This is a genomic window from Delftia sp. HK171 (genome assembly GCF_001886655.1).
In the GTDB taxonomy this organism is placed as follows: domain Bacteria; phylum Pseudomonadota; class Gammaproteobacteria; order Burkholderiales; family Burkholderiaceae_C; genus Comamonas; species Comamonas acidovorans.
The window spans coordinates 5769411-5783371 of record NZ_CP018101.1 but is presented as its reverse complement, the minus strand read 5'-3'; the positions used below and the strand labels follow the sequence as shown (position 1 = coordinate 5783371).

Sequence of the window (13961 nt, the reverse complement as noted above, 5' to 3'; positions counted from 1 at the left end):
TCAAAAGAAGGGAGCTTGGATGGAAAAAGAGAGCCTCTGGGGCTCTCTTGGAAAAGGTCGGAGATCCGGCCTTCAGGGGATCAGATCCGCTTTCCGGATTCTGCGTCGAACCAGTGCAGGCGACGCTCTTCGGAAGGACGCACGCGCATGGTCTCGCCGGACTTGGGGAAGGGCGCGCCTTCGTCGATGCGCACCGTCATCGTCTCGCCATTGAGCGAACCATAGACCAGGCGCTCGGCACCCAGCATTTCAACGGTGTCCACCTTGATTTCCCAGCCGCCTTCGCTGACGACGACCAGGTGCTCGGGGCGGATGCCCAGGATGCGGCCGGCCGTGCCGCCGGGCGCGTTCTTGAGCAGGTTCATCGGGGGCGAGCCGATGAAGCTGGCCACGAAGGTGGAGGCGGGCGTGTGGTAGACCTCTTCGGGCGTGCCGAACTGCTCCATCACGCCGCCGTTCATGACGATCATGCGCTGGGCCAGGGTCATGGCCTCGACCTGGTCGTGGGTCACGAACAGGCTGGTGATGCCCAGCTCGGCGTGCAGTTTCTGGATCTCGATGCGGGTCTGGCCGCGCAGCTTGGCGTCCAGGTTGGACAGCGGCTCGTCGAACAGGAAGACCTTGGGCTGGCGCACGATGGCGCGGCCCATGGCCACGCGCTGGCGCTGGCCACCCGACAGCTGGCGCGGCTTGCGGTCCAGCAGGTGCGACAGCTCCAGGATCTTGGCGGCCTTGTCCACGCGGCGCTTGATCTCCTCGGGCGGCACCTTGGCGATCTTCAGGCCGTAGGCCATGTTCTCGTAGTTCGACATATGCGGGTACAGCGCATAGTTCTGGAACACCATGGCGATGTCGCGCTTGGCCGGTTCCACGTCGTTGACCACCTTGTCGCCGATCAGCAGCTGGCCATCGGAGATCTCCTCCAGGCCCGCCACCATGCGCAGCAGGGTGGACTTGCCGCAGCCCGAAGGGCCGACGATGACGACGAACTCGCCGTCCTTGATTTCGGCGTTGACGCCGTGCAGTACCTGGTTGGCCGACGGGCCCTGGCCGTAGCGCTTGATCAGGTTGCGAAAGGAAATGGATGCCATACGAAGATTCTGGTTGAGTCGCAGAGCGAAGGGCGCTGGCGCTTGCTCTGCGGGGTTCTATACGGTGGGTTGGGGCGGCGGCGGGCGGTTTACTTTTCGGTGTCCACCAGGCCCTTGACGAACCAGCGCTGCATCAGGATCACCACGGCGGCGGGCGGCAGCATGGCCAGCAGGGCCGTCGCCATCACCACGTTCCAGTCATTGCCGGTATCGCCGCTGGCCACCATGCGCTTGATGCCGATGACCACGGGGTACATGTCTTCCGAGGTGGTCACGAGCAGCGGCCACAGGTACTGGTTCCAGCCGTAGATGAACTGGATCACGAACAGCGCCGCGATCGAGGTCTTGGACAGCGGCACCAGCACATCCTTGAAGAAGCGCATGGGGCCTGCGCCGTCGATGCGGGCGGCCTCCACCAGCTCGTCCGGCACCGTCAGGAAGAACTGGCGGAACAGGAAGGTGGCCGTGGCCGAGGCGATCAGCGGAATCGTCAGGCCGGCGTAGCTGTTGAGCATGCCCAGCGTGGAGACGACTTCGTAGGTGGGGCCGATGCGCACTTCCACGGGCAGCATCAGGGTCACGAAGATCAGCCAGAAGCAGATCTTCTTGAACGGGAAGCGGAAGTACACCAGCGCGAAGGCCGACAGCAGCGAGATCGCGATCTTGCCCACGGTGATCACCATGGCCGAGACGAAGCTGATCCACATCATGCGTGCCACGGGCGCGCTGGAGCCGGGGCCCGAGCCGCCGAACAGCGCGGCCTTGTAGGTTTCCCAGAAGTTGCTGCCGGGCACCAGGGGCATGGGCACCTGGATGATGTCCTGCGGCGTGTGCGTGGAGGCCACGAAGGCCAGGTACAGCGGAAAGCCGACGATGATCACGCCCAGCACCATGATCAGGTGCGAGAAAAAGGAGAGAAGGGGACTGCGTTCAACCATGATCAGTACTGCACTTTCTTCTCAACATAGCGGAACTGGATCACGGTCAGTGCAACCACGATCACCATCAGCACGACGGATTGGGCAGCCGAGCCGCTCATGTCCATGGCCTTGAAGCCATCGTGATAGACCTTGTAGACCAGGATGGAGGTGTCCTGTCCCGGACCGCCCTGGGTCGTGGCGTCCACGATGCCGAAGGTGTCGAAGAATGCGTAGACCACGTTCATCACCAGCAGGAAGAACGTGGTGGGCGACAGCAGCGGGAACTGGATGTCCCAGAAGCGGCGCATGGGGCCCGCGCCGTCGATGGCGGCGGCCTCGATCAGCGACTTGGGGATGGACTGCAGGCCCGCAAGGAAGAACAGGAAGTTGTAGGAAATCTGCTTCCAGATCGCGGCGATGACGATCAGCGTCATGGCGTTGCCGGAGTTCAGCAGGTGGTTCCAGTCATAGCCGATCATGCGCAGCGCATAGGCCACGACGCCGATGGACGGCGAGAACATGAACACCCACAGCACACCCGCCACGGCGGGCGCAACGGCATAGGGCAGCAGCAAGGCGGTCTTGTAGGCAAGCGCGCCCTTGATCACGCGGTCCGCAAAAATGGCCAGCATCAGCGACAGCGCAATGCCGAACACCGCCACCAGCACGGAAAAGATGGCCGTGGTCTTGAACGAGGCCAGGTAGGCGGGGTCATCCAGCAGGTGCTGGAAGTTGGCAAACCCCACCCATTCGGTGGAGAAGCCAAACGTATCCTGCGCCTGGAACGACTGCACGATGGCCTGGCCTGCGGGCCAGAAAAAGAAGACCAGCACGATGACCATCTGTGGTGCTATCAGCAACCACGGCAGCCAGGCGGATCGAAAAAGAACGCGTTTTTCCATGACGGAACTCGGTAGAACAAAACAGCCCGCAAACCGGATGGCCGTGGGGCCGCCGGTTGCGGGCCTGTGATGCACGGTGCGGGCTGCCTGCGCAGCGGCCACACCGCAAATCACATGGGAGGATTACTTGTTGGCCCGGGCGAAGCGGCCCAGTTGCTCGTTGCCACGGGTGACAGCGGTGTCCAGGGCTTGCTGGGGAGTCTTCTTGCCAGTCCAGATCTGTTCGGTTTCCTCATCGATGATGGTGCGGATCTGAACGAAGTTGCCCAGGCGGATGCCGCGCGACTTGTCGGTGGTCTTGCGGATCATCTGCGTCACGGCGGTGTCGGTGCCGGGATGCTTTTCGTAGAAGCCCGAAGCCTCGGTCAGCTTGTACGCAGCGGTGGTCACGGGCAGGTAGCCGGTGCGCTGGTGGCTGGCGGACTGGATCTTGGTGTTGTTCAGGAAGTTGAAGAAGTCAGCCACGCCCTTGTAGCGTTCGGCGCTCTTGCCGGCCATCACCCACAGGGAGGCACCGCCGATGGCCGTGTTCTGGGGCGCGCCCTTCACATCGGCGTAGTAGGGCAGTTGCGACTGGCCGAAGGCGAACTTGCCTTCCTTGACCACGCGGGCATACAGGCCGGAGGAGCCGGTGATCATCGCGCACTCGCCGGAAGCGAAGGCGGCGTCAGGCACGTTGCCGCGGCCCTTGTAGACGAAGCTGCCATCCTTGGCGGCCTTGGCCAGGTTCTCGAAATGCTTGACGTGCAGCGGCGAGTTGAACACCAGCTTGGCATCGGTGCCGTCAAAGCCGTTGTTCTTGGTCGCGTACAGGGTGTTGTGCCACAGCGAGAAGCTCTCCAGCTGGGTCCAGCTCATCCAGCTCGTGGTCAGTGCACAGCGGTGGCCCGAGGCCTTGAGCTTTTCGGCGGCGGCGAACACTTCGGGCCAGGTCTTGGGCGGCTTGTTCTCGTCCAGGCCTGCCTTCTTGAAGGCGTCCTTGTTGTAGTAGAAGATGGTGGTCGAGCTGTTGAGCGGATAGCTCATCATCTGGCCGTTGGGGGCGGTGTAGTAGCCGGCCACGGCGGAGATGTACTCGCCCTGGTCGAACTTGAAGCCGCCGTCGTTCATGATCTTGGTGACGGGCACCACGGCGCCCTTGGAGGCCATCATGGTGGCCGTGCCCACTTCGAAGACCTGCAGGATGTCAGGCGCGTTGCCGGCGCGGAACGCGGCGATGGCGGCCGTCATCGACTCGTCATACTGGCCCTTGTACGTCGGCACGATCTTGTACTGGGTCTGGCTGGCGTTGTACTCCTTGGCCAGGTCGTTCACCCAGTCGCCCAGGGCTGCGCTCATCGAGTGCCACCACTGGATTTCGGTTTGGGCTTGTGCCGAGATGGTGGTGGCCGCGATCGCGGCTGCCATGGCCAGTTGCTTCAGTTGCATGAGGACTCCTCTAGTTCGGTGACGGTTTCAGACCGCTGCCACGGTAAGGCAGGGGCATGACATGTCTGTGTCATTGTTTTCGGATGCTTCGTACCGCACTACAGGCCAAACCCGGTGAGCCGCTGGTCCCGTATGTCAGTCGTGTGACAAAAAATGACACGCGAAGCGGCGCTATTTTAGGTCAATACCATTTCGTTTCAAAAGCCGGGTTGTTCGTATTGGCTCGTTTGTGCTCTTTCTGTATAAGGCACCTTCACCGGGCTACGCAAGATCCCGCCACGTTGGCGAGGGCTGGCTTCGCGGGCCAAGACGGCGCGCCGTCCAGAGCCCCGTGGGAAGCGCATCCTCGGGGCGCTCGCTTAAAATTGCGCTCCCACTTGGCTTAGCGGCGCCCCGAGAGCGCCAGACACGGTCTACCCCATGAATGTACCGATTGCGTTGGCAGCCCTGCAGGCACAGGCTGCCGAACCTGCACGTCTGCGAGAGATTCCCTACAACTACACCTCGTTTTCCGATCGCGAGATCGTGATCCGCCTGCTGGGCACGTCCATGTGGGATGTGCTCAACCAGCTGCGCCAGGAGCGGCGCACGGGCCGCTCCGCCCGCATGCTCTACGAGGTGCTGGGGGACATCTGGGTCGTTCAGCGCAATCCCTACCTGCAGGACGACCTGCTGCACAGTCCCGACCGCCGCAAGTCGCTGGTGGAGGCCCTGGAGCACCGCCTGGGCGAGATCGACAAGCGCCGTGCTCCGCAGCAGGACCCCGTGCGCGATGCGCTGGTGGGCCAGCTGGTGGATGCAGCGCGCCGCGCCGTGCATGAGTTCAACGCCACCTTCGTCGAGGCCGAGCAACTGCGCCGCCGGGTGCAGAAAAGCCTGGGCCGCCACACGGCCAAGGACAACATCAAGTTCGACGGCCTGTCGCGCGTGGCCCATGTGACGGATGCCACCGATTGGCGCGTCGAATACCCCTTCGTGGTGCTCACCCCCGATACCGAAGCCGAGATGGCCGCCCTGGTGCGCGCCTGCATCGAGTTGCGCCTGACCATCATTCCGCGCGGCGGCGGCACGGGCTACACGGGCGGTGCGATCCCGCTGACCTGGCGCAGCGTGGTGATCAACACCGAAAAGCTCGAAGCCATGACCGAGGTGGAGATGCGCCGCATTCCCGGCGTGGACCACGAGGTGCCCACCATCTTCACCGAAGCCGGCGTGGTCACGCAGCGCGTGGCCGATGCGGCCGAGCGCGCGGGCTTCGTCTTCGCCGTGGACCCCACATCGGCCGAGGCCTCTTGCATCGGCGGCAACGTCGCCATGAATGCGGGCGGCAAGAAGGCCGTGCTCTGGGGTACGGCGCTGGACAACCTGGTGTCCTGGCGCATGGTGACGCCCGATGCACAGTGGCTGGAAGTCACGCGCGTGGGCCACAACCTCGGCAAGATCCATGACGCCGAGATGGCCAGCTTCGAGCTGCAGTACTTCGAGGCAGACGGCAAGACCCCCATCCGCAGCGAGCGGCTGGACATTCCCGGCCAGAAATTCCGCAAGGAAGGCCTGGGCAAGGACGTGACCGACAAGTTCCTGTCGGGCCTGCCGGGCATCCAGAAGGAAGGCTGCGACGGCCTGATCACCAGCGCGCGCTGGGTGGTGCACCGCATGCCCGAGCACACGCGCACGGTCTGCATGGAGTTCTTCGGCAACGCCAAGGACGCCGTGCCCAGCATCGTCGAGATCAAGGACTTCATGTTCGCCGAGCAAAAGCGCTCGGGCGTGCTGCTGGCCGGCCTGGAACACCTGGACGACCGCTACCTGAAAGCCGTGGGCTACGCCACCAAGAGCAAGAAGGGCAACGGCCATCTGCCCAAGATGGTGCTGCTGGGCGACATTGCCGGCGACAACGCCGACGATGTGGCCCGCGTGGCCGCCGAGGTGGTGCGCATTGCCAACTCGCGCAACGGCGAAGGCTTCACGGCCGTCAGCGCCGAGGCGCGCAAGAAATTCTGGCTGGACCGCAAGCGCACGGCCGCCATCTCGCGCCACACCAACGCCTTCAAGATCAACGAAGACGTGGTGATCCCGCTGCCCCGCATGTGGGAGTACACGGACGGCATCGAGCGCATCAACATCGAACTGTCGCTGCGCAACAAGCTCAAGCTGTGCGATGCGCTGACGGACTTCTTCCAGCACGGCGACCTGCCGCTGGGCAAGCAGGACGATGCGGGCGACATCCCCTCGGCCGAGCTGCTGGAGGACCGCGTGCAGCAGGCCCTGGCCCTGGTGGCCGACGTGCGCACGCTGTGGCAGGGCTGGCTCGACGATGTCGAGAACCTCTTCGCGCAGCTGCAGGACCACACGCTGCGCGCCAGCTGGAAGACCCAGCTGAAGGCGCCCATGGCCCAGATCTTCGCGGGCGCGGCCTTCCAGCCTCTGCTGGCCGAAGTCAACGCCATCCACCAGCGCGTGCTCAAGGGCCGTGTCTGGGTGGCGCTGCACATGCACGCCGGCGACGGCAACGTGCACACCAACATTCCGGTCAACAGCGACGACTACGAGATGCTGCAGACCGCCCATGAGGCCGTGGCGCGCATCATGGTGCTGGCGCGCCATCTGGACGGCGTGATCTCGGGCGAGCACGGCATCGGCATCACCAAGCTGGAGTTCCTCAGCGACGACGAGCTGGCGCCCTTTGCCGCCTACAAGCAGCGCGTGGACCCCGAAGGCCGCTTCAACAAGGGCAAGCTGATCCGCAACGAGAAGCTGCAGGCCGTGGTGGGCCAGAGCCATGACGGCCGCTCGCCGCGCGAATCGCTGATGTTCGCCGACCTGACCAACGCCTACACGCCCAGCTTCGGCCTGATGGGGCACGAGTCGCTGATCATGCAGCAGAGCGACATTGGCGCCATTGCCGACTCGGTCAAGGACTGCCTGCGCTGCGGAAAGTGCAAGCCCGTGTGCGCCACCCACGTGCCGCGCGCCAACCTGCTGTACAGCCCGCGCAACAAGATCCTGGCGACCTCGCTGCTGGTCGAGGCCTTCCTCTACGAGGAGCAGACGCGCCGCGGCGTGTCGCTGCGCCACTGGCAGGAGTTCGAGGACGTGTCGGACCACTGCACGGTCTGCCACAAGTGCTTCAACCCCTGCCCGGTGAAGATCGACTTCGGCGACGTGACCATGAACATGCGCAACCTGCTGCGCAAGATGGACAAGAAGAGCTTCAGGCCCGGCAACAAGCTGGCCATGGCCATGCTCAACGCCACCAATCCGGACACCATCAAGTTCATGCGCTCGGCCATGGTCGGCGTGGGCTTCAAGGCCCAGCGCCTGGCCTCCGACGTGCTGCACAGCCTGGCCAGGAAGCAGACCCAGCGTCCGCCGGCCTCGGTGGGGCGCGCTCCCCTCAAGGAGCAGGTGATCCACTTCGTCAACAAGAAGCTGCCGGGCGGCCTGCCCAACAAGACGGCGCGCGCCCTGCTGGACATCGAGGACAAGGACTACGTGCCCATCATCCGCAGCCCGCAGACCACGAGCGCGGACACCGAGGCGGTGTTCTACTTCCCCGGCTGCGGCTCCGAGCGCCTGTTCAGCCAGGTGGGCCTGGCCACCCAGGCCATGCTCTGGCATGCCGGCGTGCAGACCGTGCTGCCACCCGGCTACCTGTGCTGCGGCTATCCCCAGCGCGGCAGCGGCCAGTTCGACAAGGCCGAGAAGATGATCACGGACAACCGCGTGCTCTTCCACCGCGTCGCCACCACGCTCAACTACCTGGACATCAAGACCGTGGTGGTCAGCTGCGGCACCTGCTACGACCAGTTGCAGGGCTACGAGTTCGGCAAGATCTTCCCGGGCAGCCGCATCATCGACATCCACGAATACCTGCTGGAAAAGGGCGTGACGCTGCAGGGCAAGGAGGGCTACCTCTACCACGACCCCTGCCACTCGCCCATGAAGCTGCAGGACCCGATGAAGACCGTCAAGGCGCTGGTGGGTGAGGGCGTGGTCAAGAGCGAGCGCTGCTGCGGCGAATCGGGCACGCTGGGCGTCACGCGCCCCGACATCTCCACGCAGATCCGCTTCCGCAAGGAAGAGGAACTCAAGAAGGGCGAGGCCGCGCTGCGCGCCAGCGGCGCCCTGGCCGAGAAGGACAACGTGAAGATCCTCACCAGCTGCCCCAGCTGCCTGCAGGGCCTGTCGCGCTACGGTGGCGACATGAACAACGGCCTGCTGGAAGCCGACTACATCGTGGTCGAGATGGCGCGCCAGATCCTGGGCGAGAACTGGATGGCCGAGTACGTGCAGCGCGCCAACGCCGGCGGCATCGAACGGGTGCTGGTCTGATGGCTGCTCCCGCTTCCTGCCCCCTGTGCGCCACAGAAGGCGGCGTGCCCGTCTGGCGCGGCCGGCGCCTGCGAGTGATCCGCGCGCAGGAGGAGGGCTTGCCGGCCTTCTACCGCGTGGTCTGGAATGCGCATGCGGCCGAGTTCTCCGACCTGGACGCCGCCGACCGCCAGCACTGCATGGATGCCGTGGTCGTGGTCGAGCGCGTCTTGCGTGAGCGCCTTGCTCCGGCCAAGATCAACCTGGCGGCACTGGGCAACATGGTGCCGCACCTGCACTGGCATGTGATTGCGCGCTTTGACTGGGACAGCCATTTCCCGGGCGCGGTCTGGGCCCCGGCCCAGCGCCCGCGCAATGCCGAGCGCGAGGCCGAGGTGGCAGCGTGCTTGCCAGCCATAGACACGGCGCTGGTCCAGGCCCTCGATGCCTGGCAGCAGCACCCCGCCACTGAATGAGGAGCACCGCATGGCCGGCCTGACCCCTGACACCCCAACCCCAGAAGCCCTGACCGTGCACGGCGCATCGCGCGTGCTGGAAGTCGCCTACTCCGACGGCGCAAGCTTTCGCATCCCCTTCGAGCTGCTGCGCGTCTACTCGCCCTCGGCCGAAGTCCAGGGCCATGGCCCGGGCCAGGAAGTGCTGCAGACGGGCAAGCGCGAGGTGTCCATCACGGCCATCGAGCCCGTGGGCAACTACGCCATCAAGCCCTTCTTCAGCGACGGGCATGAAAGCGGCCTGTACACCTGGGAATACCTCTACGAACTGGGCCGCCGCCAGGACGAGTTCTGGGCGCAGTACCTGGACCGGCTGCAGGAGTCCGGCATGGACCGCGACACGCCCATGCCCGGCAAGGCCAGCGGCGGCGGACACGGCTGCGGCAGCCACTGACGCCGCGCACGGGTGCGCGCTGTATGGCGCCGTTCCCCTCGCACCACATTCCGGACCTCTGTACGGCACAGGGTTATTGGGGGTGGTGCTATATTTAAAATAGCTTGAAAGTCTTTGTTTGAAGGCGTTTCAAGCTGTTTGTTCTTGATAACCCTTGCCCGGCAAAGCCCGTGGCCACACGGGGTTGTCGCTGTACGCATTACTACTGCTTGCTTAGCATCGTTGTTATGAGCACCACACATTTCGGATTCCAGTCGGTGGACGAGCGCGAGAAGGCCAGCCGCGTGCGCGGCGTGTTCGACTCGGTCGCTTCGCGCTACGACGTCATGAACGACCTGATGTCGGGTGGTCTGCACCGTGCCTGGAAGGCCTATACGGTAATGGTGGCCAACCTCAAGGAAGGCGATAAGGCACTGGACATCGCGGGTGGCACCGGCGATCTGGCCCTGGCCTTCGCCAGGAAGGTCGGCTCCACCGGCCAGGTGGTGCACACCGACATCAACGAAGCCATGCTGCGCGTGGGCCGCGACCGCCTGATCGACAAGGGCGTCATCCTGCCCACCATGGTCTGCGATGCCGAGGCCCTGCCGTTTCCCGACAACCATTTCGATCTGGTCAGCGTGGCCTTCGGCCTGCGCAACATGACCCACAAGGATGCGGCGCTCAAGGAAATGAACCGTGTCCTGCGCCCCGGCGGCAAGCTGCTGGTGCTGGAGTTCTCCAAGGTGGCCAAGCCCCTGGAGAAAGCCTACGACTGGTATTCCTTCAAGATTCTTCCGGCCATGGGCAAGCTCGTGGCGGGCGATGACGCCAGCTACCGCTATCTGGCCGAGTCCATCCGCATGCACCCCGGCCAGGAGGATCTCAAGCGCCTGATGCAGGAATGCGGCTTCGGCCATGTGGACTATCACAACATGACGGGCGGCATTGCGGCCCTGCATGTGGGAATCAAGTGCTGAGCGCGCGAGGCGTTCGGTGAGGTGACGGCAACACGATTATTCGAGGAGATGACATGAAAAAGCTATGGTCTATGGTCTTGGTCGCGATGCTGGTGGTCGTCCACGGCACGGCCGACGCCAAGCGCATGGGCGGTGGCGGATCGGTGGGCAAGCAGTCGAGCAATGTGACGCAGCGTGAAGCTACGCGCGCGCCGGCGCAGAACACGCCGCCGCAGAACGCCGCCACACAGAACGCTGCGGGCAAGCCTGCCACGCCGCCTGCGGCCGCTCCTGCCAAGAAGCCCTGGGGCGCCATGCTCGGCGGCCTGGCCGCCGGCCTGGGTCTGGCATGGCTGGCCCACTCGCTGGGTCTGGGCGCCGCCTTCGGCCAGTTCCTGCTGATCGCCCTGCTGGCCCTGGTCATCATGGTCGTGGTGGGCATGGTCATGCGCTCGCGCCGTGCAGCGGCCGGCGCGCAGCAGGCATCGTCCAGCCCCTTCGCCTTCCAGAATGCGGCCCCTGCGGGCGCGGGCAACATGGGTGGCAACGTGGACAGCGCACCGCTGGCACGCCAGTACAACCCCGAGAAGGTCGGCAACGACGCCTCGGCCCGTCCCTGGGAGCAGAACCACCAGCCGGCCGCCCTGGCCTCGGGTTCCGGCGTGCAGATCGGCTCTGCCCTGGCAGGCTCGCAGAACTGGGGTGTGCCTGAAGGCTTCGACACCGAAGGCTTCCTGACGGCTGCCAAGCGCAACTTCGTCACCCTGCAATCGGCATGGGACCGCTCGGACATCGCTTCGCTGCGCGCCATGATGACCGACGAGATGCTGACCGAGATCCGTGGCCAGCTCAGCGAGCGCGAGGTGCAGCGCCCTGGCCAGCCCAACCAGACCGACGTGGTCATGATCGATGCCCAGTTGCTGGGCATCGAGGATCTGGGCAATGACTACATGGCCAGCGTGGAATTCTCCGGAATGATCCGCGAGGACGCCTCGGCAGGCCCCACGCCCTTCCGCGAGGTCTGGAACATGACCAAGCCCAAGAGCGGCAGCAGCGGCTGGCTGGTCGCTGGCGTCCAGGCACTGCAGTAAGTAATTTGCAGAGGACCGGCGCAAGCCAGGGATGCGACAGGGGGTCACGCCATGGGCTGGCCACTTGTCTCGACCGGATTTGCGTCGGCCGCATCCTCTCACTTCGGGAATAATCGGGGACTATGGCAACACAGTCCCCTTTTTCTTTTCTGAACGGTCTCATGGAACGCGTGATGGCCGGTCCGCAACCGCCGCAATGGCTGGTCAGCGAGGTGCATCAGCGCCTCGTGCTGTTCCTCAACCATGTGCTGATGCAGGAGAAAGAGGCGATGGAGCGCCTCGTGCGGCAAAAGGGCCGCGTGGCGCGCGTGCAGTGGCGCGGCTACTCCATGGCCCTGCAGATCACGCCCGCCGGCCTGTTCAACGTGGCGCCCGAAGGCGCGCAGCCCGACCTGCTGCTTGAAGTCACCGAGACCTCCCCGCTGGCCCTGGCCCAGGTGGCCCTGCGCGGCGACAAGCCCTCCATCCGGATCGAGGGCGACGTGCAACTGGCCGCCGACATCAACTGGCTGGTGGACCACGTCGAATGGGACGTGGAGGAAGACCTGGCCCGCATCATCGGCGATGCCCCCGCGCACACCGTGGCCAAGGTCGCGCGCAGCGCCGCCCAGGCGCTGCGCCAGTTCGTGGGCGCCCGCATGGCCGGCAAGCCCGATGCCGATGCCCCCGCCCCCGAGGCCGCACGTGCGGCAGCGCCCGCCAGCGCGCCCGTTGGTTCCCCCGTGGTATCCCTGCCCGGTTTCGAGAACGACAAGCCATGAGCCGGTTTCTTCGCGGGCTGACCATCCTCTGGGTGGTGTTCCGCTACGGACTCGACGAACTGGTGCTGTCGAGCTTCGAGCATCCCTGGATGCGCCGCGCACGCGCGGTGCTCACGCTGGGCCGGCGGCTGGACAAGCCGCGCGGCCAGCGCCTGCGCGAGGCCCTGGAGGAGCTGGGGCCCATCTTCGTGAAGTTCGGCCAGGTGCTGTCCACGCGCAGCGACCTGATGCCGCCCGACGTGGCCGAGGAGCTGGCCCGGTTGCAGGACCGCGTGCCGCCCTTCGATTCGCAGATTGCGGTGGACACCATCGAGCGCGCCTTTCGCAAGAAGCTGGCCCAGATCTTCGTGAGCTTCGAGCGCGAGCCGGTGGCCAGCGCCTCCATCGCCCAGGTGCACTTTGCCGTGATCAGCGACCGCAACGGCGTGCAGCGCGACGTGGCCGTCAAGGTGCTGCGTCCGGGCATGAAGACCGTGATCGACAAGGACCTGGCGCTGATGCACATGATGGCGCGCTGGGTCGAGCGCCTGTCGGCCGACGGCAAGCGCCTCAAGCCCCGCCAGGTCGTTGCCGAATTCGACAACTACCTGCACGATGAGCTGGACCTGATCCGCGAAGCCTCCAACGCCGCGCAGCTGCGCCGCAACATGGAAGGGCTGGACCTGGTGCTGATCCCCGAGGTGTACTGGGATTTCTGTCGCAACGACGTGATGGTCATGCAGCGCATGACCGGCGTGCCCATCAGCCAGGTCGAGCGCCTGCGCGAAGCCGGCGTGGACATCCCCAAGCTGGCACGCGATGGCGTGACCATCTTCTTCACCCAGGTCTTTCGCGATGGCTTCTTTCACGCCGACATGCACCCGGGCAACATCATGGTCAGCCTGGAGCCCGAAACCTTCGGGCGCTACATCTCGCTGGACTTCGGCATCGTCGGCACGCTGACCGAGTACGACAAGGAATATCTGGCGCAGAACTTCACGGCGTTCTTCCGCCGTGACTACAAGCGCGTGGCCGAGCTGCACATCGAAAGCGGCTGGGTCCCGCCGAGCACGCGCGTGGACGAGCTGGAGGCCGCCATCCGCGCCGTCTGCGAGCCGTACTTCGACCGTCCGCTGGCCGAGATTTCGCTGGGCATGGTGCTGATGCGCCTGTTCCAGACCTCGCGCCGCTTTCAAGTCGAGATCCAGCCGCAACTGGTGCTGCTGCAAAAGACGCTGCTCAACATCGAAGGCCTGGGGCGCCAGCTGGACCCCAACCTGGACCTGTGGAGCACGGCCAAGCCCTTCCTCGAAAAATGGATGCTGGACCAGATGGGCCCGCAACGGCTGTGGCGCGAACTGCTGGCCGAGGCGCCGCGCTATGCCAAGCTCATTCCCGAGCTGCCGCGCCTGATCCATCGCCGGCTCACGCGCAACTCCGGCGAGCACGATGAACTGCTCAAGGAGCTGCTGCAGCAGCAAAAGCTCACCAACCGCCTGTTGCAGGCCATCGTCAGCGCCGGCATCGGCTTTGTCATCGCGCTGATCCTGCTGCAACTGGTGGTGCGGCTGCGCTGGTACTGAGAACACTGACGGGTTTCCGGACCTCTCCCTTTTCCCACTTTGAAA

11 protein-coding genes are annotated in these 13961 nt (G+C 64.9%); 7 read left to right on the top strand and 4 right to left on the bottom strand.

What is annotated here, in order from left to right:
- Window positions 1–80: 80 nt before the first annotated feature.
- From ugpC to ugpB, 4 genes are all read right to left on the bottom strand, one after another.
- Window positions 81–1091, bottom strand: coding sequence for a sn-glycerol-3-phosphate ABC transporter ATP-binding protein UgpC (gene ugpC / locus BO996_RS25850; RefSeq protein WP_034396898.1), 1011 nt, complete (start codon window positions 1089–1091; stop codon window positions 81–83).
- 89 nt (window positions 1092–1180) lie between these two features.
- Window positions 1181–2029: a sn-glycerol-3-phosphate ABC transporter permease UgpE gene (gene ugpE / locus BO996_RS25845; protein ID WP_012207265.1), complete on the bottom strand. Its 849-nt coding sequence runs from the start codon at window positions 2027–2029 to the stop codon at window positions 1181–1183.
- A 2-nt stretch (window positions 2030–2031) separates the two neighbouring features.
- Window positions 2032–2913, bottom strand: a complete 882-nt coding sequence (gene ugpA, locus BO996_RS25840) for a sn-glycerol-3-phosphate ABC transporter permease UgpA (protein WP_012207264.1) — start codon at window positions 2911–2913, stop codon at window positions 2032–2034.
- Between the two features lie 123 nt (window positions 2914–3036).
- Window positions 3037–4341 carry a sn-glycerol-3-phosphate ABC transporter substrate-binding protein UgpB gene (gene ugpB, locus BO996_RS25835; RefSeq protein WP_013800834.1) on the bottom strand — a complete coding sequence of 435 codons (1305 nt, stop codon included), beginning with the start codon at window positions 4339–4341 and terminating at the stop codon, window positions 3037–3039.
- Between the two features lie 420 nt (window positions 4342–4761).
- Here ugpB and BO996_RS25830 point away from each other — a divergent pair, with 420 nt between their 5' ends.
- The 7 genes from BO996_RS25830 to ubiB all read left to right on the top strand — a co-directional run bounded on the left by BO996_RS25830 (window position 4762) and on the right by ubiB (window position 13916).
- Window positions 4762–8676: a DUF3683 domain-containing protein gene (locus tag BO996_RS25830; RefSeq protein WP_071956721.1), complete on the top strand. Its 3915-nt coding sequence runs from the start codon at window positions 4762–4764 to the stop codon at window positions 8674–8676.
- Entirely contained in the window at window positions 8676–9131 is a 456-nt protein-coding gene (locus BO996_RS25825) for an HIT family protein (RefSeq protein ID WP_071956720.1), read from the top strand. The genes BO996_RS25830 and BO996_RS25825 overlap by 1 nt, the downstream gene beginning before the upstream one ends.
- Before the next feature lie 10 nt (window positions 9132–9141).
- A complete protein-coding gene (locus tag BO996_RS25820) occupies window positions 9142–9564 on the top strand; it encodes a gamma-butyrobetaine hydroxylase-like domain-containing protein (protein ID WP_013800837.1) in 423 nt (140 codons plus the stop codon).
- Between the two features lie 227 nt (window positions 9565–9791).
- Entirely contained in the window at window positions 9792–10523 is a 732-nt protein-coding gene (gene ubiE / locus BO996_RS25815; protein WP_071956719.1) for a bifunctional demethylmenaquinone methyltransferase/2-methoxy-6-polyprenyl-1,4-benzoquinol methylase UbiE, read from the top strand.
- A 53-nt stretch (window positions 10524–10576) separates the two neighbouring features.
- Entirely contained in the window at window positions 10577–11593 is a 1017-nt protein-coding gene (locus tag BO996_RS25810; RefSeq protein WP_012207258.1) for a Tim44 domain-containing protein, read from the top strand.
- Window positions 11594–11715: 122 nt separating this feature from the next.
- Window positions 11716–12354 carry a ubiquinone biosynthesis accessory factor UbiJ gene (locus BO996_RS25805; RefSeq protein ID WP_065345757.1) on the top strand — a complete coding sequence of 213 codons (639 nt, stop codon included), beginning with the start codon at window positions 11716–11718 and terminating at the stop codon, window positions 12352–12354.
- On the top strand, window positions 12351–13916 hold the full coding sequence (gene ubiB, locus BO996_RS25800; RefSeq protein ID WP_071956718.1) for a ubiquinone biosynthesis regulatory protein kinase UbiB: 1566 nt from the start codon (window positions 12351–12353) through the stop codon (window positions 13914–13916). Before BO996_RS25805 ends, ubiB begins: the two co-directional genes overlap by 4 nt.
- Window positions 13917–13961 lie beyond the last annotated feature (45 nt).